Raw genomic sequence first — 21,638 nt, 5'->3', positions numbered from 1 at the left:
TTACGATATTAACCTGCTATTATGATATTGGTTATTGATGATGATTTAGCGGTACGCACCTCTTTAGTATTGTTGCTGAAAGGCGAAGGCTACGATGTGCAGTGTACCGAAGGCCCGGCCGAGGCACTGAAGGTTATCCGGAAGCAAAACCCGGAACTGATCATACTCGATCTTAATTTTTCGATAGATACCTCGGGGCAGGAAGGCCTTGATTTGCTGGCTAAAATAAAGCAGATCAACAACGCTATACCGGTGATACTGATAACTGGCTGGGGCAGTATTGAACTGGCCGTAGCCGGTATGAAAATAGGCGCCAGCGACTTTATCAATAAGCCCTGGAGCAACGAGCATCTGGCACAGTCGGTTAAAACCCTGCTTGATCTGCAAGACAACAAAGCTGAACACCGCACCCGTAAACAGCTCGACAAAAGCTATAACTTTCAGCATATTATAGGCGAGGACCCTAAAATGCTGGATATACTGGAAACCATAGGCCGCGTTGCCCAAACCGATGCCTCGGTATTGATCATGGGCGAAAGCGGCACGGGTAAGGAACTCATTGCCGAGGCCATCCACCAAAACAGTCTACGCCGCAACAAACCGTTTATTAAGGTTAACCTGGGTGGTATCAGTACCTCGCTGTTTGAAAGTGAAATGTTCGGTCATATCCGGGGTGCTTTTACCGATGCGCGGTTTGACAGGATCGGCCGTTTTGAGATGGCCAACAAAGGCACCATATTTTTGGATGAAATTGGCGATCTGGATGCCAGCAGCCAGGTAAAGCTGCTACGTGTATTGCAGGATCGTACCTACGAGGTATTGGGCAGCAGTCGCACCAAAACAGTTGATGTGCGTATAGTTTGTGCCACCAACAAAAACCTCAACGAAATGGTGAGTAAAAGCACTTTTCGCGAAGATCTGCTTTATCGTATCAATCTCATCACAGTTTATCTGCCTGCCCTCCGCGACAGGCCGAAAGATATCCCGTTGCTGGTAGAGTTTTTTATCAATAACTTAAAGGATATCTATAATCGGCCGAAGCTATCGGTAGCGCCCGGCGCTATGAAATGGCTGCAACAGTTGCCACTGCCGGGCAATATCAGGCAGCTTAAAAACCTGGTGGAGCGCTCTATTCTCGTCAGTAAAAAGGATGAATTGGGTATTGATGATTTTCGCTCACAGTTGGAGCTTTCGCCGGTAAAAAAAGGCAATATGCAGCTACCCGGCGTTGGCACCCTCACACTGGAAGAAGTGGAGGTAGAAATGATCAAACGTGCCATGGATCATCATAAAAACAAAATAAGCCGGGCCGCCGCCGCGCTGGGTCTCACCCGCAGCGCCCTGTACCGCCGCTTAGACAAATACCAGATCCCTTACGATGAAGCTGAGGACTAAATATATTTTATTTGTAGTTATACTGCACCTGCTCACGCTGGTGCTCACTTATTTTATTTTCAGCGATAATAAGATATATTTCATCGCTTCGGAGGTGGTAGTTATTATTTCTGCCGTTATAGCATGGCAGCTTTACCGCCAGTTGATACAACCCCTTAAACTATTGATGCAGGGTGTAGAAGCCATTAAAGACAAAGATTTTAACGTAAAACTGATATCCACGGGTAAACATGAGGTCGACGAGTTGATTGAGGTGTATAACCGGATGATGGATGAGCTAAGAAAGGAACGTACCATGCAGGAGCAGCAGCATTTTTTTTTAGAGAAACTGATCTACACTTCGCCAACAGGCATCATCATACTGGATTATGACAATCGTATCCAGCAGGTAAATCCCAAAGCTTTGCAGTTGCTGTCGGTTAGCGAAGAAAGCCTGAAAGGCTACTCTATTGATGAGCTGAAGCATCCGCTCATACAGCAGATCAGGGAACTGCAATCGGGCGAAACGGCAGTTGCTCGTGTTGATGGTGTCAGTTCATTCAAACTACAAAAATCACATTTTGTAGATAGAGGTTTCTCCCGGCATTTTATCATGATTGAGGACCTGACCGCCGAGATCCTCGCTGCCGAGAAAAAAGTTTATGGCAAAGTGATTAGGATGATGGCGCATGAAGTAAATAATACCATCGGTCCGGTAAATTCCATTATGCAATCGGCTATGCATACCGATCAGCTTTGGGAAGGCCACGAATTTGATGTGCTAAAGGATGCCCTGCAAATAGCCATGGACCGCAACCAGAACCTGAACCACTTTATGCGCAACTTTGCCGACCTGGTGAAACTGCCACCGGCCAACAAACAACCTATCGTACTACAAAAAATAATCAATTCGGTAGCAACGCTCATGAGTGCCAAAGCCCGTGAAAATAAGGTGGTATTTGAAATGGAACTACCTGCCGGTGATATCCACATCCATGCTGATGAACAGCAACTGGAGCAGGCATTCATCAATATTGTAAAAAACGCGGTTGAGGCTATTAATGAGGATGGTGGCACAGTAAAATTTACCGTGATACCAGCCAAACGTTTATTGGTGATCACCGATACCGGCAAGGGTATTAGTGCCAGTGAACATGCTAATCTGTTCTCACCGTTTTTCAGTACCAAAAAAGACGGGCAAGGCATCGGCCTCACCCTGGTCCGCGAGATCCTGATTAACCATGGCTTTGAATTTAGCCTCAAAACCGTAGCCGATAAGCAAACGGAGTTTACAATACATTATAATTAAACCAATACGATTTAACAAAAATTAAAAATCCGAATAAGCCGCAGGATACAGGAAAATAATATCCGCGTGCGATACATTGTTCTGGTACTCGGGTTTTGAGGAAAGGCTTTTCCAGTAGGCATCATTACTAAATGTTTCCCAATGCTTGTCCCTGTCGGCCTTGTTATTAAAGGTAGTCATGTACATCAGGTTCGGCATATGGCTGCCAGCAATCACTTCCGAATAAAATACCGCGTTAAAGCCCAGGCGTTTAAACAGCCCTACTTCATCGCCGGTATTAAACATGCGCACCTTGTTGAAATTATACTTTTCAGTTGCGCTTTCGTAGCTGCGCAGCTCGTACACCCTATCGGCTTTGGCACCCGTTAAATTGGGTACAGCCGGACCCGGCATACCCGGGAAAGCCTGTAATATGATAGTTTCAATACGGGTATAGGGCACATCTTTATAGCCGGCGTTGATATAATCGTCGCCATTAGTTAAGTATTCGGTATCGCCTTGTAGTTTTTTGTCGATACCCACCAGTTTATCAAAGGTGGCAAATGGCGTAAAAACATAAATACGCATATCAGCAGTATCCTGCTTAACCGGTTTAAATACACCCACATTTTTTACACCCACCCGGTGCATAGCCGGCACATAGGCCTGCTCCAGGTAGCGTTCAATCCTGCCCTCCTGTGTTGTTGTTTTATAATGATATACTTTAAGCTGATAATAAAACCTTTTAGCTGCCATAGCTGAAGAAGCCGACAGGCCCAGCATAAAAAATAATATAACCGTAAACAGGGAGTAGCGGGTTTGGTAAAGTGATTTCATGAGTTTATTAAAATGGTAAAGATAGGTTCAAATCTGATGATTTTTTGTTTTTTAATCGGGATTTGTTTCAATTTTTAGGATGTAAATATCTCCATTATGTCATTGCGAGGTACGAAGCAATCTCGTAGCTATTCCTATCCATGAGAACGCGAGGAGATTGCCACGCTGTGCTCGCAATGACATATTTTTATTAGTAATCATAGCTATTATTCAAAAAAGGCCCATAAACTTTCGCTTACAGGCCCTGGATTTTTTAAACGAATACGCGATATTACAATTCGCGCACCCAGATATTTCTGAAGCTAAGCGGTTCGCTTTTATCGCCGTGAGCCTGCAACTTAATTGGCGCAGCACCATGTTTTTTACCTTCGTAAGATGCCTTACCAATATATTGAGTTGGGCCCCATAGTTCAAAGTTGTTTTCAACTAAAACACCGTTATAGAACACCGTAGCCTTGGCTGCTGATTTTAAAGAACCATCCTCGTTAAATACCGGAGCAGTCCAGATCACATCATATACGTTCCATTCACCTGGTTTGCGGCCAGGGTTGGCTAATGGGATAGCTTGTTTGTACAAACTGCCCGCCATACCGTTAACATAAGTTTTGTTGTTGTATGAATCTAAAACCTGTAATTCATAACCGGCATCGCCTTTACCTAATGATGCCAGGAAGATACCGCTGTTACCACGGGCTTGCCCTTCGCCGGTAATGCTGGCGGGTACGCGCCATTCAATATGCAGCTGATAGTTGGTGAATTTTCTTTTAGTTTCGATGTTTCCCTTGGTTTTATCAACGGTTAAAATACCGCCTTTAACCACCCATGATGCCGGTGTTTGATCGGCTACAGAAAGCCACTCGTCCTGATTTTTGCCATCAAATAAGATAATAGCATCAGAAGGAGCCTCGCCTAAAACTTTACCCGGAACAACTACTTTAGGTATCGGTTCCCAGGTTTCGGTATCCTCTGGCTTTGCCTGTTGCGCATTAGCTACAAAAAAGCTTCCTGCTAAAAGCGCTGTTAATACAATTGGATATTTCATATCAGTATTATAATTGGTTTTTAAATTAGAATCAAGATATAAGAGTCAAGAATCAAGACTTAAGAATAATAACAGGTCGACTTTTCTCTAGAGTACCTGCTTTTTTCTTGATTCCTGGCTCTTGATTCTTGCCTCTCCCTAAACGTGGAGTGTATTTTTTAAGTACGATGCACTTTTGGCAATACTCACATACGGGTCAATATTGGTATAGTTTTCCTGCTCCACAATAAAGTGTTTAATGCCGGCAAGCTTGGCTTTACCTAAAATGGTTTTAAAATCAATGTCACCGTTACCTATTTCGGTATTCAGGTTGGCATTGGTTTTATCCCTGTCTTTAATGTGTACAAAGGTAAAACGACCCGGGTGTTTCTGGAATATAGCAACAGGGTCCTGACCAGCACGAACTACCCAGTAAAGGTCCATTTCCATATTTACCAGTTTTGGATCGGTATTGTTCAGCACTACATCATAAAAAGTAGTATCGCCAACCGGGTGCCACTCAAAATTATGGTTATGGTAACCCAGCTTTAAGCCCGATGCTTTGCAGATCTCGGCAATCTTATTCATCTTATCGGCTACGGCTTTACAATCGTCAACCGTTTTGATGAAGTTGTGGTTTAATGAAGGAATGATGATATACGTTTGACCGATCGTATTAGCCACTTCAATATAAGCTTTCAGATCGTCAGTTTTACCTTCGCCAAAGTACTGATCAAGTCCGTAGTGTCCGCTTGGCGTGCTCAAGCCGTTATCCTTTAACAGCTGACCAAAATCTTTACCCGGCAAGCCCCAGTAACCGGTTTGCTGATTAAAGCCAAAGGTTTCTACCTCTTTGTAACCGGCTTTGGCCACCTGGGCTATCACCCCTTTTACATCTTTTGGCAACTGATCGCGTAAGCTATATAATTGCAGCCCTACACCATTAGTGTTTTTGGCCGATAACAAGTTAGGTTTTATCATCACACCTGCCGCAACTAATCCGGCTTGTGCTAAGAATGTTCTTCTGGTTGTCATGTATAGTTATTTGGTTAATGTAATTGTTAGAGCAGCTGTAGACCATAAGGTTTAAACATCGCAGATATGCACCGCCTTGCGTAAAGAAGCAATATGGTCTGGCTGCTTTGGAATAAATTCCTGTGCCACATAGCCCTTATGCCCTACCCCAACGATAGCTTTCATAATAGCCGGATAATATAATTCTTGTGTATCATCAATTTCGTTACGACCAGGTACACCACCGGTATGATAGTGCGCAATGTATTGGTGATTGTCGCGGATGTTGCGGATCACGTCGCCCTCATCTATCTGCATGTGATATATATCATACAGTAGTTTGAAATTTTCGGAGCCTAGCCTTCTGCAAAGTTCAGCGCCCCATGATACACGATCGCACTGGTAATCTTTATGATCAATCTTACTGTTCAGCAGTTCCATTACCAATACTACATTATGTTTCTCGGCCAGTTCAACCATTGGCTTCAAACCTTCCACACAGTTGTTCCACCCGGTTTCGTTATCCTTACCCCGGCGGCTACCGCTAAAGCAGATGAGGTTTTTATACCCCGCAGCTGCCACTTTAGGTATCATTTCTGAGTAGTTTTTATGTAGTTGGGCGTGGAATTGCTTGTCACCAAAACCATCAGTGAGGTTTATTTCGGCACCGTTACACATGGATGAATACAGGCCATATTTTATAAGTGTAGGCCAGTCGGCAGGGCCAACCAGGTCTATCCCTTTAATGCCGATATCTTTAGCGGCGGCACAAAGTTGTTCCACGGTTATATCGCCGTAACACCAGCGACAAACAGCGTGATTAATATTTCCTTTTAGCGTATCAGGTAACATCTGTTTATCTTGTTCGGTTGATGTAAATGAAGTAAGCACGCCCGACGCTGTAATAGCGGCCGTGCCTGCAAGCATGTTTTTGATAGCCGATCTACGGTTTTGGTTTGATGCCATTGGTTTAGTTATTAGGTGCAGGTTCGTTAATAGCTACGTTATCTTTTTGATCCTTAAAGAACAATACAAACAGGATAAATACTACGGCTGCGATACCGGCAGGTATCAGCCATATCATTTTCCAATCGTGCCCGGCTGGACTGTTATAACTGTCGGAAATTAACCCGGCAATATAAAATCCAATCAACATACCTACGCCATATGTAGCCAGGGTTATCATGCCCTGGGCAGCGCTTTTATATTGAATGCCAGCTTTTGAATCTGTATAAATCTGTCCGGAAACAAAGAAGAAATCATAACATACGCCATGAAGCGCTATACCTATAATGAGCAGGAAACTTAATTCACCGGCGTTACCGTAAGCGAACATCGCATACCTAACCGCCCATGCCAGCATACCCACCAGGATTGTTTTTTTAAATCCGAATTTCTTAAAGAAAATAGGCAGACAAAGCAGAAACAACACTTCCGAACCTTGCCCGATAGTCATTTTTCCGGTAGGGTTATCAACCTTAATATCAGCTAAAAACGCGCCTGCATTTTGATAGTAGAACGCTAATGGGATACAGATAAGGATAGAAGCCACGAAGAACACAGCAAAATTCTTGTCTTTCAAAAGCTTTAATGCGTCCAAACCAAGTACCTGCGAAACGCTAACTTTTTCGCCTTTGGCCACCTTAGGCGGCGTATTTGGCAATGTGAAACTAAATAAACCTAAAACCAGGGAAGCAATTCCGGCCATCAGGAAAGTGTTTCTTAAAAAGCCCTGTGCAATACCATTTTGAGAATCCCAGTGAAACAAATAGCTGATGGCTAAGCCTGCTAATATCCAGCCAATGGTTCCCCAAACACGGATAGAAGAAAACTCTTTCTCCGGATCGGTCATCTGGTTAAATGAAACTGAATTGACCAGCGCCAGCGTTGGCATATACAGCACCATGTAACCTAATACATAGGGATAAAATCCGGCCACATCCGGGGCTTTGTACATCTGGTACATTAATATAGCGCCTGCGATGTGCAGAATACCCAATATTTTTTCGGCGTTAAAATACCTGTCGGCTATTAAACCAATAACAAAGGGCGCTATAATGGCACCCCATGATTGGGTCGAAAATACAGATCCTGCCTGAACACCTGTGGCGTGCAGTGTTTTATCTAAAAATGCACCTAATGTTACAAACCATGCTCCCCAAATAAAAAATTCGAGGAACATCATGGCAGAAAGTTTTACCCTGATTCCAGTGGTCATAGTTAATTTTGTAAGGTTTATAATTGGTTAGGTTTATTTTTTCAGGGACAAAATGTATTTAACCATTTCCTTAGCATCATCTAAAGACAAAGCAGGGTGAGAAGACATTGGAATATCGCCCCAGTTACCTTTACCACCGGCAATAACTTTTTTAGCCAGGGTTTCAATATTGGTTTCGGTAGCCGGGTATTTAGCCGCAACATCCTGTAATGCAGGTCCTATTACCTTAGTATCAACCTTGTGACAGGTATTGCAATCGGCAGCTGCCATTAAACTTTCGCCTTTAGCCGAACCTGCTGATCCGCCTGCTGCTTCTGTACCTGTTTTTGCAACAACTGTATCAGCATTAGCATCGGCCGCTTTTGCGGTTTGATTTGCCGCGCTGGTGCTGTCGCTGCCACCTTTGGTTGATGAATTGCTGCCACAAGCTGTTACTACCGCGCTGATACAAAGAATAAAAAAAGCCTTTTTCATGAGTGTTTTTTTGTTTTTTTAATAATAACCTGACAGGGGAATAGCTGTTTTAGTTGATTACACCTGCCGGTTTACTTCTGTTTTTTGGTTTTTGATTAACGAGGGTGAAAAATACAATTTTTTATCATAATCAGTGTACTTTTTACACCGCAACTGTGCTTAATGGTTCACTTTTTTTCTTGCCGCGCATGTAAAACACCAAACCGGCAAAAGCAACTATCAATACTACAGGAATAATAAGCGTGGTATTCAACACTTCGGGACCTGCGGCTGATCTGGCCGCGTCAAAAGCTTTGGCCATATCTGTACCAGCCGCTGCCGATCGATAAGCATCCAAACTTGCCCCTGCCGGGAGTTTCTGGGCCATGATCGTATCATAATGCCCACCCATAAATATCATATAAATAGATACACCAAACATACCTGCACCGCCCATCAGGTTTAAGCCTACAGCACCTGTGCGTGGCAGATTTTCGGCTACAAACCCTATCATACATGGCCAGAAGAAAGCAACTCCCAAGCCAAAAACAACAGCTGCCAGATAAATAGCATCGCCATGCAGGTGGATCATGAGGTAAATGCCCAATGCCGACAATATCGCTGAAATAAGCAATACGCCCTGTGGTGCCACGCGATGTACAATTGGACCGGCAAATGCCCTGCCCAATACCTGCACCGAGGCCACAAAAGTGAGTATCAAAATAGCATTGTCGGTTACCGTTTTAAATAATACGTCGGTCCACTGATTGGTAAATAGTTCTGTAATAGCCGTACCAAACATGCAGATGATCATAAACACAAACAGCGGATTGATGAGAGCTTTGTACATATCTCCTGTACTTACACCTGCCGATACCCTTTCGGTTACCGGGAACTCCAGTTTGGAGAAAAGGAAACCATAAATTAATGTTGGAATAAGCATAATGGCTACCTCCAGCTGCGAGATCCAGTAAGGTTTTGGAGATACGCCATGTGCCAGCGCCGTATCCAGCCCAAACACGATCAATGTACCTATCACAATACCCGCCGGAAACCATAAGTGAAAGTGGTTAAGCTTGGTGGTTTTATTATCTGTATACAGCGAAGCCACTAAAGGATTACAGGAAGCCTCGACTGTTCCGTTGGCGATACCGATCATCAGTGTCGACAGGAATAGTGTCCAGTACCCGTTGGCAAAAATGGTAAGCAAAATACCTATTAAATGAAAAACAAAAGCCGATACCAGCAATTTTTTCATGCCTATAATATCTACAATAAAGCCTCCCACGATAATAGCCAGTGGAAAGCCCCAAAAAGCAGTTGCAGCAATGGTGCCTAGTTCTGAAGCGTTGAGGTGAAATCTGACACCCTGATCGTTCAAGATACCGGCACGTATGCCAAATGATAATGATGTTACCAACAGGGATAAACAACTGGCCCTGAAGAGCTGTGTACGGTTAATGGCTTGCATTTAAAGATAATTAGGTTTAATTAATTGGTTAATTGGTATACCAAATATAATGCTTTTACCTTCTCACTTATCTAAGTATGTCATTGAGAATAAGCCCCCTCTAAATCTCCCCCAGAAGGGAAGACTTTTGAAATGCTATTTAAAGCCCTCCCTACCGGGGAGGGTTGGGTGGGGCTTCGCAATGACATAGTTTATTATATTATATCCCCAGCGTCTTCCTGTTAAAAGCATCATCAGAACCTGATGCGGCGAAATCGTCAAAGGCACGTTCGGTAACCCTAATGATATGATCTTTGATAAATACGGCACCTTCTCTTGCCCCATCTTCCGGGTGTTTAAGCGCGCATTCCCATTCTAATACGGCCCATCCTTTAAAATCATACTGGGTTAATTTGCTGAATATCCCCTTAAAATCAACCTGACCATCGCCCAGTGAGCGGAAACGGCCCGCACGGTCAACCCAATTCTGATAACCACCATATACACCCTGACGGCCTGTTGGATTAAATTCGGCATCTTTTACATGGAACATTTTGATGCGCTCGTGATAGATATCGATAAACTCCAGGTAATCCAGGCACTGCAATACAAAATGCGATGGATCATACAGGATATTGGCACGTTTATGATGACCAACCTTATCTAAAAACATTTCGAAGGTGATACCGTCATGCAGGTCTTCACCAGGGTGCAGCTCGTAGCAAAGGTCAATACCGTTTTCTTCGTATACATCCAGGATAGGTTTCCAGCGTTTAGCTAGTTCATCAAAACCAGTTTCTACAATACCTGCAGGGCGTTGCGGCCATGGGTAAACCATTGGCCAAAGCAAGGCGCCGCTAAAAGTAACGGAAGCTTTAAGCCCTAAGTTTTTTGATGCCTGTGCCGCATATTTTAATTGCTGAACAGCCCATTTTTGCCTTTCAGCCGGATTGTTGCGATAAGCTTCAGGTGCAAAAGCATCAAAAAGCGAATCGTAAACCGGGTTTACAGCCACCAGCTGTCCTTGCAGGTGGGTTGATAGTTCGGTAATTTCTAATCCGGCAGCGTTCACAATACCTTTGATTTCATCTGCATAGGTCTTGCTTTCGGCAGCTTTTTGCAGGTCGATAAAACGGGCATCTAAAGTTGGCAGCTGAACACCTTTGTAACCCAGGCCTGCGGCCCATTTACAAATAGATTCCAGGCTGTTAAATGGTGCGGTATCGCCTATAAACTGCGCTAAAAATATGGCTGGTCCTTTTATAGTTGTCATAGTTTTTTAAATAGAAAATTCGGTCCACTTTTTATCTGATTTGCCCGAGGCGATCACATTTTCAATAAATGCCATGCCACGTACTCCCTCTTTTACTCCCGGAAAATCCAATTCTTCCGGAGTAGCTGTTCTGCCTTCAATACCAGCCTTTACGGTTAAGGCAAAGTTGCGGTACAGGTTAGCAAAAGCCTCCAAATAACCTTCGGGGTGACCGGCTGGTGTACGGGTATTATGCTGCGCGAACGAGCTGGTGTAACCACCACCTGTGCGCCATACTTCCATGGGTTTATCGGTATACATTACGCTGAGGGAATTGGCATCGCTCTGGTGCCATTCTAATCCGCCCTTTTCGCCGTAAACACGTATTTTAACATTATTTTCTTCGCCGGCAGCAATTTGGGTAGCGGTTAATACGCCGCTTGCGCCATTGTTAAATTTGAGGAGCGCAGCGCCATCATCATCCAGTTTGCGACCTTCAACTACGATATTGATATCGGCGCAAATTTTGGTTACTTCTAAGCCTGTCACATACTCGGCCAGGTTAAAGGCATGGGTACCTATATCGCCCATGGCACCGGCAATACCGCTTTTACCCGGATCGGTGCGCCATGAAGCTTGTTTATTATCATCGCCTTCCAGAAAGCTGCTGAGCCATCCCTGAGGATACTCTACATATACTTTGCGGATAGCACCTAATTTCCCTGCTTTGATCAATTGTTTGGCCTCTTTTACCATCGGGTAGCCGGTATAGGTATGGGTAAGACAAAATAATTTGCCTGTAGCCTTTACTATTTTATCCAGTTCTTTGGCTTCGGCCAGGGAAAAGGTCATGGGTTTATCTAAAACAACATGAAAGCCATTTTCCAGTGCCATTTTTGTTGGGGCGAAGTGTACATGGTTTGGTGTCACAATACTGATCACCTGTACACGCTCGTTCTCCGGCAGTTGTTTTTCTTTTTCGATGAGTTCGGTGTATGAGTTGTAGATGCGGTTGGCAGGTAATCCTAACAACAAGCCACTGGCTTGCGATTTTTCGGGATTACTGCTAAAAGCGCCGCAAACCAATTCATATTCACCATCTATACGTGCGGCTATGCGGTGCACGGCGCCAATAAACGCGCCCTGACCGCCACCGATCATTCCTAATCTTAGTTTCATTCTTTTTAGTGAGTGGTTGATTCAATCGATTGGTGAGTGGTTGCATGAGTTTATAACCATTCTCCACTCACCTAATCAACTAATAACTAATTTTTTAAGTAGCCCAGGCTTTGTCGCCTTTTTTGTAGGGTACGTTGCCATCATAATGTCCGGGTACAGCAATGTAGCGCAGGGCTTTGGTTGCACCCACCTCCGAGGTAAAATAACCCAGCAGGGTTAACTCTTTCATCATCCGGAAGTAATGGTTCGGATCTTCGGGCTTTTTGTTTTTGGTGTAGTTTTTTTGCTCGGCATCCAGTTCGGTAAGCAGTTCGGTGCGTTGTTTAGCATCGGCTTCCATAAACGATTTGCTGAATTTTTTCTTGCTGGCTTCATCCAGGTCAGAAATACCTTTTACAAATACCTTCTGATCTTCTGGTTTATAGCAATCCTGAACCATCAGGGCCATAAAGTTGCCTATAGCCGCAGCTTTGGCACCAGGAGTACTGGTAGCCGGTAAAATGGTTTCGCCAATTTCATCAAATAAAGCTACGTTGTTTTCATCAAACAATTCGTTCACTTTTTTGGAGCTTGGCTTACAACCCGAGATAAAAAACTCAGCGCCGATTATGGTACCTCCCAGTATCAATCCAACCCTGCCTAAAGCTTCTCTTCTATTCATGGTATTTATTGATTTATTGAATTAGTGATTTAGTGAGCGGTGAATGGGGAGTAGTGAGTGGGGAATTAACAAGTGAAAATGATAAATTTATCGATCACTTACTATTCACTACTCGCTACTCCCTACTCACCGTTATGCTTTCAGTTTAAATCCATCAGGATAATCCCGTTGGATGTATTTATTTACCGCGTCAAAGTTGGTAACCTTCATGGCCTGGTTATCCCATAACAACTTTACCTGTCCACCGCTCAGGTCATGACCACGTACAGCCAGGTTAGCCATTAACAATGCTTCGGTAAGCGGACCAGCCTTGTCAAATGAAGAGCTTAGTTCTGTTTTACCGTATCCGGCTATACAGCCTTCAACCCATTGCGCATAGTGGCCTTCGGCACCACCCGGTACACGTTTCCATTTTTCGGGCGCTTTTGCACTTGCAGTTAATGATTTTGGCAATAATGTTGCCGCATCTGAATAAGTACTGGCATACATTTTACCTTTGGTACCAATAAACAGCGTACCATTACCTTCTTCACCGCCAAATTTTTCATTTGCTCCTAATTCAGCAGGTCTTTCTGGTGTAATACCACCATCCATCCAGTGCATAGTAATATCGCCTTTGGTTTTGTTGGTTTTAGGGAAAGTTAAGGTGATGTGGCTTGACGGAGGGCAGCTTTCCGGGAAGTGACCTTGTTTAAACTCATCTACATAAACACTGCCTACGCTGGCCTGTACATCTTTTACATATTGTAAACCCAATACACGGAACGGAGCTTCCACCAGGTGGCAGCCCATATCGCCCAGGGCGCCGGTACCGTAATCCCACCATCCGCGCCAGTTAAACGGCACCAGTTTTTCTACATAGTCTTTTTTAGGAGCAGTACCTAACCAGAGGTTCCAATCCAATTCTTTTGGAATTTCTGATGCAGGAGCCGGCCATGCAATGCCCTGAGGCCATACCGGGCGGTTTGTCCAGCAATAAACAGTATGTACATCACCAATCAGGTCGGCATCATACCACTCCGACATTAAACGGGTACCATCATTTGATGATCCCTGGTTACCCATTTGGGTTACAACTTTATATTTTTTTGCAGCCTCGGTTAACAAACGAGCCTCCCAGATATCATGCGTCATTGGTTTTTGCACATATACGTGCTTGCCCAGCTGCATAGCATGATAGGTAATGATAGCGTGGTTATGATCTGGAGTGGAAATAGATACCGCGTCAAAGTTTTTTGACTCTTTATCATACATCTCGCGCCAATCTTTATAGTACTTGGCTTTAGGGAATTTGGCACGTGAGTTTGCCGACCTTCTGTCGTCTACATCACATAAAAAAGCGATCTCGGCTTTTCCGCTTTTGTAAAAGTTGGCAATATCGCTCTGGCCTTTGCCGCCTGCACCTACACCTGCAATAAGCAGTTTATCGCTGGGTGCTATAAAGCCCTTACCGCCCAGCACAAAACGCGGAACGATCATGAAACTTGCCGCGGCTAATGTACCTTTTTTAAGAAAATCCCGTCTTGAGGCGTCGGGAGTACTTTTGTCCTGTTCTTCAGTCATTGGTTTGTATATTTTGGATATCCGGTTAATTTAGATCTCGTTTTTCTTCAAGGCCTCAACCGCGTAGTTGGCTGCACGGGCGGTCATCGCCATATAAGTAAGTGATGGATTCTGGCATGCTGCCGATGTCATGAAAGAGCCATCGGTAACAAATACGTTTTTAGCATCCCATACCTGGTTCCACTGGTTCAATACCGATGTTTTTGGATCACGCCCCATGCGAGCGGTACCCATTTCATGGATACCACGACCTAAATATGGATTTTTACTACTGGTTTGTACATTCTTAATACCTGCGGCTTCCAGCATTGCTTTTCCTTCACTTTCCATCGCGATACGCATCTTTTTCTCATTGTCTTTCAACTCTGCGTCGATGGCAATAACCGGAAGACCCCATTTATCTTTTTTGGTTTTATCAATGAACACTTTATTGTCGTGATAAGGCAACGTTTCGCCAAAGCCGCCCATACCCACCGACCATGAACCTGGCTCCGTTAAGGCGTCTTTAAAAGCTCCGCCTATGCTCAATTCGGCAATATCACGGCTCCATCCTTCGCGGCTAGCACCACCCTGGTAACCAAAACCACGTATAAAATCGCGTTTATCGTTACCCAAATTAGCAAAACGGGGAATGTAAAATCCATTTGCACGACGCCCGAAATAGTACTTATCTTCATAACCTTCTACCTGGCCCCATGCATTAACGTTCAAGTGGTGATCCATCAGGTTGTGTCCCAGCTCGCCGCTACTGCTGCCCAATCCACCTTCCCAAACATCATTTGCCGAGTTCATCAGGATCCAGGCAGAATTAATGGTTGAGGCGTTCAGGAATACCACTTTGGCAAAATACTCATAGGTTTTGTTGGTTTCGGCATCCAGTACCTCTACACCTTTGGCTTTTTTGGTATCCTTATCGTACAAAATTTTAGTAACGATTGACCATGGACGAACGGTTAAGTTACCGGTAGCCATAGCCGCAGGCAAAGTAGCCGATTGTGTGCTAAAATAAGCCCCGAACGGACAGCCCAACCAGCATTTGTTACGATACTGGCAATTGGTACGGTTATTATGCGGCACGGTGATATTGGCTGTACGGCCAATGATCATAGCCCTTTCTTCTTTATAGTATTCTTTTAATCTTTTGGCTACATCTTTTTCAACCACGTTCAATTCCATGGGCGGCATAAAATCGCCATCGGGCAAAATAGCCAGGCCATCCCTGTTACCTGAAATGCCTGCAAATTTTTCGGCATAGCTGTACCATGGAGCAATATCTTTATAACGGATAGGCCAGTCTACAGCAATACCATCTTTTAGGTTGGCTTCAAAATCAGTATCGCCCCAGCGGTATGATTGCCTGCCCCACATCAGTGAACGACCGCCAACATGATAACCACGGAACCAGTCAAATCTTTTTACTTCTGTATAAGGACTGTCTTTATCACTTGCCCAATAATCCAGATTGGTTTCGTTCAAGGGGTAATCGCGTTTTAATACCGGGTAATCATCGATCATTTTTTGCGTGCGCCCGCCACGGTGAGGAAATTCCCACGGCGCTTTATTAGCGTTCACATAATCCTTAATGTGCTCGATGTTACGACCACGCTCCAGCATAATGGTTTTTAAACCCTTTTCTGTAAGTTCCTTGGCAGCCCACCCGCCTGAAATTCCTGAGCCAATGACGATAGCGTCATAAGTGTTTGCAGACATATCTATTCGGTTAAAATGAATTTGTTTAGTACTTGGTTATCCCGCTAAATGTATGAATAAAAATTATTTTACAAATAGCGCATTGTGTTTTTTTTACACATTGAAATCTTTAGTCGGTTTAACAATTTCGGTTATTTTGGCTTTTGCATTTTGGAGCTGAAGCTCCTGCTGCCCTAAAGTAACCATCCATCGATTGCATTACCTATTTATATACTGAAAATTTAAAATAAAAACGCATTTTAAAAACACAAAATATTATATATCAATAAGTTTAAAAAAAGAAGAACCCCAAAAATATAAATACAATTTAAACAGTATTATTAATACTCATTCTCCTTTTCATCTCCTGGCGATGCATATTTGGTAAATGGTTTTAGCAATTCTTTATTAAACTACTTGTACTTTACACAAGTACAGGCGTAATGACTTAATAAATGAACTTTGGTTTATAAAACGATTTTCAAACTTAATAATTTAAAACACTAAAAACAGCGTGTTCCAGGAAATTTATTGTCTGGTGAAATTACCTTAATAATATCAATAACCCCATTTTTTCATGATTTGTAAATCAATTTTTACACAATCAACGGGGTCCTTTCCCTGGTAAGCTTCCTGCTCAATGATAAACAGAACAGTACCGCCTTTTTTGCTTGCTGCTTTTACAATTTCTTTAACCGGCAATACGCCCTGGCCCAGTACAGTACTTTCGGTATCATCACCATCACTCCGTGGAGCTACTTTGATCTCATCTTTTACGTGTAACGACTCAAAACGCCCCGGGTACTTATTAATAAAGTCAAGCGCTACACCTCCTGTACTGTACATATTGCCAATATCCATTTGCTGGGCTACCAGTTTAGGATCGGTATTCTGGATGATAAAATCATACAGGGTGATATCCCCTACTTTGGTGCTGATCTCAAAATTGTGGTTATGATACCCAAACTTCATAGATGACTTTTGACACAACTCCCCGCATTTGTTAAACTGCTCCATAAAGCGTTTTAATTTATCGGTATCATGACGCAGACTTTCATCCAACCATGGGCTGATCATGTAACGCTGGCCAACGGTAGCGGCATCCTCTACGGTATACTTCCAGGCGTCGGTAAAATCGTTTTTGGCGGCATCCCAATGTTGGGCCGTCATTACGGTGTGACCGCTAGGCATTTTTATATCCAGGTCGGTAATTACTTTTTTAAATTCCTTGGCAGTATAACCATAAAATTTACGATCAACATAGTTGGCATGTTCTACATGGTGATAGCCGGCATCGGCCAGTTTTTTTAATGTTCCTGCCGGATCAGTCTTCATGGCATCGCGCACACTATACAACTGCACACCTACACGCTGCAAGTGCTTATCTGCTGCCAGTAAATTATCACGTAATAATGCCGTGCCTGCTAATGCCAGGGCGCCTGTTTTTAAAAATGTTCTGCGGGAGGTTTGCATTGAAATGATGTATTTAAGGTTATAATTGGAATTTAGAATCAAGAGCTTAGAATCAAGATACAAGATAGCTACATATTAGGTTATTTCGTTTCATTTAATTCAATTTATCGCTTTGATCTCATTAAAGTGACTTTCGCACATTTTCAAATCTCCATTTTTGGCTTTTTCCTGATTCTTGACTCTTATCTCTTGCCTCTTCTTCATTGAGAGTTACTCACAAACGCAATGTGCTTGCTATCCGGCGACCATGACGGAGTATTGATAGTCCCCTGCCCACCATACAGATAAGCTACCACCTTTGATGGCCCGCCGCCAACCGGCATCACCCGGATAAATACGTGTTTATAAAATGGATGATCGCCGGGTTTCACTTCGTTTTTAAGAAAGGTGATATAGCAGATCCATTTGCCATCGGGTGATACATGCGGGAACCAGTTATTGTAATCGTCACTCGTGATCTGCATTTGTTCACTGCCATCGGCTTTCATGCGCCATATCTGCATCAAACCGCTGCGTACCGAATTAAAATAGATGTATTTACCATCGGGTGTATATTCCGGACCATCATCCAAACCAGGACTAGTGGTTAATCTTTCCTCTTTACCTCCCCCCGAAGGAATACGGTACACATCAAATTCATTATTCCGCTGCCCACAAAATACAATGTACTTACCATCTGGTGACCAGCCATGCATATAACTCGCGCCAACACCTACAGCAGACACTCTTTTAGCTTCGCCACCAGTAACAGGTACGGTATACCCGATTGATGGGCCGCCATCGTTGCTGCTGATAGCCAGCATTTTGCCATCAAATGATAGCACATGGTCGTTATTATTATTTTTAGCCGGGACTGTATTCAACACCGTCGGCTGCCTTGTTTTGAGATTGAATTTATATAAAGAGCCATCGCTGTTATAAATAAGCGAAGCCCCGTCATGCATCCAATTGGGTGCCTGCAATGATTTGGGCGATTGATAAATAACGGTGCTATTTTGTGTAGCCAGATCAAGCAACTCGATACTGCTACCTAAATACTGCTTGTACAGCACCAGTGTTGCCGGAGCAGGTACAACGATGCGAACATTATTAAAAGTGGCTTTTTCGGTTAGATCGGCGTTATGCGAACAGATAAATATGCCTACGTAAACTTCGTCGCCCAGGTCAAGATCGCTTACTTCTTCCGTCACAAACATATCGCCTTTGCGGGCTACCGACATGGTATAGATATTGCCCTTCCGCTCCAGTTGGATTACATCCGCAGCAGTGATGCCTGATTTTTTCTCTTCGGTTATGCCGCCTACGGTTTTACGGTATTGTAAGGAGGTTAAACCATCGCCATGAACAACCGCATTGATATGCTTAGCGTTAGAGTCGAGCGTAGATCGTACCATCAAGCCTATCTTACGATGAGCCTCAACCCCCTTACCTATAAAAGCAGCATTGGTACGTAATATAAAATCGCCTTTCATACGTTTCCACACAAAATGAAAGGCATCGCTGGTGGCCCATATATTAGCGCCGGAGCCTTCCAGGTGGTATTGCTGTAATTCAGGATAGTATTGTAAATTGCCTTTATGCTTTACAACGCCAATATCGGTTTGACCCTCAAATATTCCTATTGATGAGGTTTGAGCAATTGCTTTTTGGTTAAGAATAATAAAACAAAGCAAGCAAAAAAATAAACAATGTATTTTATTATGCATGGACTTTCGTGTTGATATTACACTTTATAATTGGTCTCGCTAAGTTATAAAATCCTTTTGTAAATAACATAGCATTATTTTACCAATATCATCCATTTCACCCGTCTGCTTTTACATTTTTATTCGTGTTCTTTTAACAAAAAAAGGGAGTGATAGCTATGCCATCACTCCCTTTTTAATTTTAGTATCAGTTAATTTTATGATTCTGTCACAAGCAGGGCGGCTTTAGCCGTTTGCGGATATTCGGCAATTGGGCCAACTACCGGTTTTACGGTGCAGTACTCCAGCAGGAATTGTTTCTTGGAATCGCGGTACGAACTTACAGCCCCAATCATGCTTAACAATTTAATGTAACACCAGGCCAGATCAAGCTGATGTGGTTTAAAACCAGAACGGGCACTTTTTGGAAACAAGTGATGGTTATTGTGCCATTCGCCAGCCACATAACCTGGCCATAGTTGGTTAATAGACATATCCTCGCGGTTATGATCAATACCTTCACGACGTTTATCTTCACCCTTACCATGACCTTCGTAATTAAAGGTACGTACACCAACGGCCCAAATACCAGCCGAACCAAAAACGGCACAAGCCAACGGCATGCCGCCCATCAGGTAAAATGCCGCAAACCAGAAGCCCCAGTTTAATATGATACCTACAACAGTACGGTATGGATTAGCAATGGTTCCCCATTTTTGATATTGTTTGTAGGTATTTGGTGTAACCCCAACGTGTTTCATAAGGTTAACACATTTTTTATAGCAGGCCTCGCCCATGTTGCGGGCAATAGGCTGGTGATTTACATCGGCCAGGAAACAGTACATAAAGCCGCCTTGTGCGTTATATGGATCGCCTGGTTGATCTGAAAGTGCGTGGTGAACGTGATGCGATACTGCGTAGATCTCTTCAGGAATGATCTTCAGTGTAAGGTTCTGGGTAAAAAAACGCCAGAATTTATTACTGAAAGTATAAGCACCATGTGTGCAATAACGGTGATGCCAGATAGTACCATGTGTACCCATGATAATCATGCTATACACAAATGCCACTATTAAACCGGTAATGCTGAAATATTTAAATATAAACAGGGCTAAAAAAGGCACCAAAGCCAGCACCAGGAACCAGCTTAAAAACGACAGCCAGTTTTTTTTGTCCTTAAATACGTTGAGTCTTAAAAAAAATTCTTTTACAATTTTACCGTTTGAGGGTTTCGAGAGATCTCCATTTTCATCCGTCCAGCCATAAGAAGGCGGTTCAAGTACCGTGTTTAAAAAAGCCATTAAATTTTGTGGGGGTTAATAGTAAATAGTTTAAAGAGGGATAAGCGGCCACAATGTAGTGATATAATATCACCGAATTGTCATTTTCTAAAGATATATTATGTTGTGCCCAATCCCTGCTAAAACTTAAACCCTTTTCGGAATATTCCTTCGAGCTGTAAGCGGGATAGACAATTGGTAGGAGTAGTAAGGGTGTACGTTGATTAGTGACGGTTAAGTCCTTTCATTTAATGCAGGTTAATTTTTGAAGAGCATGGTATTATACTTAATACTTATAGTTTAAACTCCGAACCGGATACTTTATTTCATCTAATGTCAAATAAATGTCAGAAAAGTCAGACACGATTAAAGGATTCTAAGGATTTCTGGATTATTATTTGTCTGAACCCGGATTTTTCACCTATTGTTTATTTTCAATGGTGTTCAAGAAGGTTCCGCTGTTAAAGGATTCTCGGGATTTTACTTATTTAACATAATGTCCTTTTGCCTTTTGCCTTTTGCCTTTTGCCTTTTGCCTTTTGCCTTTTGCCTTTTGACTTTTGACTTTTGACTTTTGCCTTCCTCTACTCCCCCGCTACCAAACAGCGTTCGCCCAGGAGCAGGGCTATGCAATGTTCATAGTTATCGGGCATCTGAATCTGCTCAACTTCCTGCATATAGCTTTGTTTGATCTCTTTACGCCTGCGCGATTCAATAAAACGCCTTACCTGCTCGCGGTTTTCCAGTATCAGGCCGGGCACCTTTACCGGCTTGTTGTCTTCATTCTTGGCTACCATGGTAAAGTAACTGGTATTGGTATGCATTACGGAGTTGTTCTTGATATTTTCTGATACCACCCGGATACCTACTACCAGCGAAGTTTTACCCACGTAGTTAACCGATGCCATAAGCGATACCAGTTCGCCAACTTCTACCGGCTGTAAAAAGTCAACCGTATCAATAGATGCTGTTACACAATAATTACCTGCATGTTTGGCTGCGCATACATAAGCCACCTTATCCATTAGCGATAGTAAAATGCCCCCATGTATCTTCCCACCGAAGTTGGAGTAGGAAGGTATCATCAGTTCGGTAATGGTAGTTTGCGAAAAACTTACCGTTTTGTAATCGGATTGATCGGTGAGGGCTGTCATGCGTTATCTGTTTGGTTACAAGTTTAAGCATCTGTCCGCAATATTTG

General features: G+C 43.2%; 18 protein-coding genes. 2 read left to right on the top strand and 16 right to left on the bottom strand.

Annotation, left to right across the window (positions count from 1 at the left end):
* Nucleotides 1-21 precede the first annotated feature (21 nt).
* Nucleotides 22-1,395, top strand: a complete 1,374-nt coding sequence (locus BW976_RS16185; RefSeq protein ID WP_076374364.1) for a sigma-54-dependent transcriptional regulator — start codon at nt 22-24, stop codon at nt 1,393-1,395.
* The gene (locus BW976_RS16180; RefSeq protein WP_076374363.1) at nt 1,379-2,683 is read left to right on the top strand and encodes a sensor histidine kinase; all 1,305 of its coding nucleotides are present in this window, start codon (nt 1,379-1,381) and stop codon (nt 2,681-2,683) included. The genes BW976_RS16185 and BW976_RS16180 overlap by 17 nt, the downstream gene beginning before the upstream one ends.
* Nucleotides 2,684-2,704: 21 nt before the next feature.
* On the opposite strand, the gene BW976_RS16175 is transcribed toward BW976_RS16180, so the two are convergent.
* From BW976_RS16175 to BW976_RS16100, 16 genes are all read right to left on the bottom strand, one after another.
* On the bottom strand, nt 2,705-3,499 hold the full coding sequence (locus tag BW976_RS16175; RefSeq protein WP_076374362.1) for an NIPSNAP family protein: 795 nt from the start codon (nt 3,497-3,499) through the stop codon (nt 2,705-2,707).
* Between the two features lie 271 nt (nt 3,500-3,770).
* Nucleotides 3,771-4,541 (bottom strand): 3-keto-disaccharide hydrolase, encoded by a 771-nt coding sequence (locus BW976_RS16170; RefSeq protein WP_076374361.1) that lies wholly within the window; start codon nt 4,539-4,541, stop codon nt 3,771-3,773.
* Nucleotides 4,542-4,679: 138 nt separating this feature from the next.
* Nucleotides 4,680-5,555 (bottom strand): sugar phosphate isomerase/epimerase family protein, encoded by an 876-nt coding sequence (locus tag BW976_RS16165; RefSeq protein ID WP_076374360.1) that lies wholly within the window; start codon nt 5,553-5,555, stop codon nt 4,680-4,682.
* Nucleotides 5,556-5,606: 51 nt separating this feature from the next.
* Nucleotides 5,607-6,500 (bottom strand): hydroxypyruvate isomerase family protein, encoded by an 894-nt coding sequence (locus tag BW976_RS16160; RefSeq protein ID WP_076374359.1) that lies wholly within the window; start codon nt 6,498-6,500, stop codon nt 5,607-5,609.
* A gap of 4 nt (nt 6,501-6,504) precedes the next feature.
* The gene (locus BW976_RS16155) at nt 6,505-7,752 is read right to left on the bottom strand and encodes a nucleoside permease (RefSeq protein WP_076374358.1); all 1,248 of its coding nucleotides are present in this window, start codon (nt 7,750-7,752) and stop codon (nt 6,505-6,507) included.
* 33 nt (nt 7,753-7,785) lie between these two features.
* Complete coding sequence (locus BW976_RS16150; RefSeq protein WP_076374357.1) at nt 7,786-8,226, bottom strand: c-type cytochrome; 441 nt, start codon at nt 8,224-8,226, stop codon at nt 7,786-7,788.
* Between the two features lie 142 nt (nt 8,227-8,368).
* Nucleotides 8,369-9,676 (bottom strand): MFS transporter, encoded by a 1,308-nt coding sequence (locus BW976_RS16145; RefSeq protein ID WP_076374356.1) that lies wholly within the window; start codon nt 9,674-9,676, stop codon nt 8,369-8,371.
* 199 nt (nt 9,677-9,875) lie between these two features.
* Nucleotides 9,876-10,928 carry a sugar phosphate isomerase/epimerase family protein gene (locus BW976_RS16140; RefSeq protein ID WP_076374355.1) on the bottom strand — a complete coding sequence of 351 codons (1,053 nt, stop codon included), beginning with the start codon at nt 10,926-10,928 and terminating at the stop codon, nt 9,876-9,878.
* A 6-nt stretch (nt 10,929-10,934) separates the two neighbouring features.
* Entirely contained in the window at nt 10,935-12,086 is a 1,152-nt protein-coding gene (locus tag BW976_RS16135; protein WP_245834716.1) for a Gfo/Idh/MocA family protein, read from the bottom strand.
* 94 nt (nt 12,087-12,180) lie between these two features.
* Complete coding sequence (locus BW976_RS16130; RefSeq protein ID WP_076374354.1) at nt 12,181-12,747, bottom strand: gluconate 2-dehydrogenase subunit 3 family protein; 567 nt, start codon at nt 12,745-12,747, stop codon at nt 12,181-12,183.
* Nucleotides 12,748-12,879: 132 nt separating this feature from the next.
* Nucleotides 12,880-14,310, bottom strand: coding sequence for a Gfo/Idh/MocA family protein (locus BW976_RS16125; RefSeq protein ID WP_076374353.1), 1,431 nt, complete (start codon nt 14,308-14,310; stop codon nt 12,880-12,882).
* A gap of 30 nt (nt 14,311-14,340) precedes the next feature.
* Entirely contained in the window at nt 14,341-16,020 is a 1,680-nt protein-coding gene (locus BW976_RS16120) for a GMC oxidoreductase (protein ID WP_076374352.1), read from the bottom strand.
* 537 nt (nt 16,021-16,557) lie between these two features.
* Entirely contained in the window at nt 16,558-17,472 is a 915-nt protein-coding gene (locus tag BW976_RS16115) for a sugar phosphate isomerase/epimerase family protein (RefSeq protein ID WP_076374351.1), read from the bottom strand.
* Between the two features lie 200 nt (nt 17,473-17,672).
* Nucleotides 17,673-19,178, bottom strand: a complete 1,506-nt coding sequence (locus BW976_RS16110; RefSeq protein ID WP_076374350.1) for a TolB family protein — start codon at nt 19,176-19,178, stop codon at nt 17,673-17,675.
* Between the two features lie 197 nt (nt 19,179-19,375).
* Entirely contained in the window at nt 19,376-20,458 is a 1,083-nt protein-coding gene (locus tag BW976_RS16105; RefSeq protein WP_084192216.1) for a fatty acid desaturase, read from the bottom strand.
* Between the two features lie 563 nt (nt 20,459-21,021).
* Entirely contained in the window at nt 21,022-21,591 is a 570-nt protein-coding gene (locus BW976_RS16100; RefSeq protein ID WP_076374349.1) for an acyl-CoA thioesterase, read from the bottom strand.
* Nucleotides 21,592-21,638: the final 47 nt, after the last annotated feature.

It is taken from the genome of Mucilaginibacter lappiensis, assembly GCF_900155965.1.
Lineage (GTDB): Bacteria > Bacteroidota > Bacteroidia > Sphingobacteriales > Sphingobacteriaceae > Mucilaginibacter > Mucilaginibacter lappiensis.
The sequence above is the reverse complement of the archived record's forward strand: the minus strand, read 5'-3'. Positions and strand labels throughout refer to the sequence as shown.

Coding starts and splice junctions, on each gene's coding strand:
- BW976_RS16185 (WP_076374364.1), top strand. CDS start 22: ATGATATTGGTTATTGATGATGATTTAGCGGTACGCACCTCTTTAGTA.
- BW976_RS16180 (WP_076374363.1), top strand. CDS start 1,379: ATGAAGCTGAGGACTAAATATATTTTATTTGTAGTTATACTGCACCTG.
- BW976_RS16175 (WP_076374362.1), bottom strand. CDS start 3,499: ATGAAATCACTTTACCAAACCCGCTACTCCCTGTTTACGGTTATATTA.
- BW976_RS16170 (WP_076374361.1), bottom strand. CDS start 4,541: ATGAAATATCCAATTGTATTAACAGCGCTTTTAGCAGGAAGCTTTTTT.
- BW976_RS16165 (WP_076374360.1), bottom strand. CDS start 5,555: ATGACAACCAGAAGAACATTCTTAGCACAAGCCGGATTAGTTGCGGCA.
- BW976_RS16160 (WP_076374359.1), bottom strand. CDS start 6,500: ATGGCATCAAACCAAAACCGTAGATCGGCTATCAAAAACATGCTTGCA.
- BW976_RS16155 (WP_076374358.1), bottom strand. CDS start 7,752: ATGACCACTGGAATCAGGGTAAAACTTTCTGCCATGATGTTCCTCGAA.
- BW976_RS16150 (WP_076374357.1), bottom strand. CDS start 8,226: ATGAAAAAGGCTTTTTTTATTCTTTGTATCAGCGCGGTAGTAACAGCT.
- BW976_RS16145 (WP_076374356.1), bottom strand. CDS start 9,676: ATGCAAGCCATTAACCGTACACAGCTCTTCAGGGCCAGTTGTTTATCC.
- BW976_RS16140 (WP_076374355.1), bottom strand. CDS start 10,928: ATGACAACTATAAAAGGACCAGCCATATTTTTAGCGCAGTTTATAGGC.
- BW976_RS16135 (WP_245834716.1), bottom strand. CDS start 12,086: ATGAAACTAAGATTAGGAATGATCGGTGGCGGTCAGGGCGCGTTTATT.
- BW976_RS16130 (WP_076374354.1), bottom strand. CDS start 12,747: ATGAATAGAAGAGAAGCTTTAGGCAGGGTTGGATTGATACTGGGAGGT.
- BW976_RS16125 (WP_076374353.1), bottom strand. CDS start 14,310: ATGACTGAAGAACAGGACAAAAGTACTCCCGACGCCTCAAGACGGGAT.
- BW976_RS16120 (WP_076374352.1), bottom strand. CDS start 16,020: ATGTCTGCAAACACTTATGACGCTATCGTCATTGGCTCAGGAATTTCA.
- BW976_RS16115 (WP_076374351.1), bottom strand. CDS start 17,472: ATGCAAACCTCCCGCAGAACATTTTTAAAAACAGGCGCCCTGGCATTA.
- BW976_RS16110 (WP_076374350.1), bottom strand. CDS start 19,178: ATGCATAATAAAATACATTGTTTATTTTTTTGCTTGCTTTGTTTTATT.
- BW976_RS16105 (WP_084192216.1), bottom strand. CDS start 20,458: ATGGCTTTTTTAAACACGGTACTTGAACCGCCTTCTTATGGCTGGACG.
- BW976_RS16100 (WP_076374349.1), bottom strand. CDS start 21,591: ATGACAGCCCTCACCGATCAATCCGATTACAAAACGGTAAGTTTTTCG.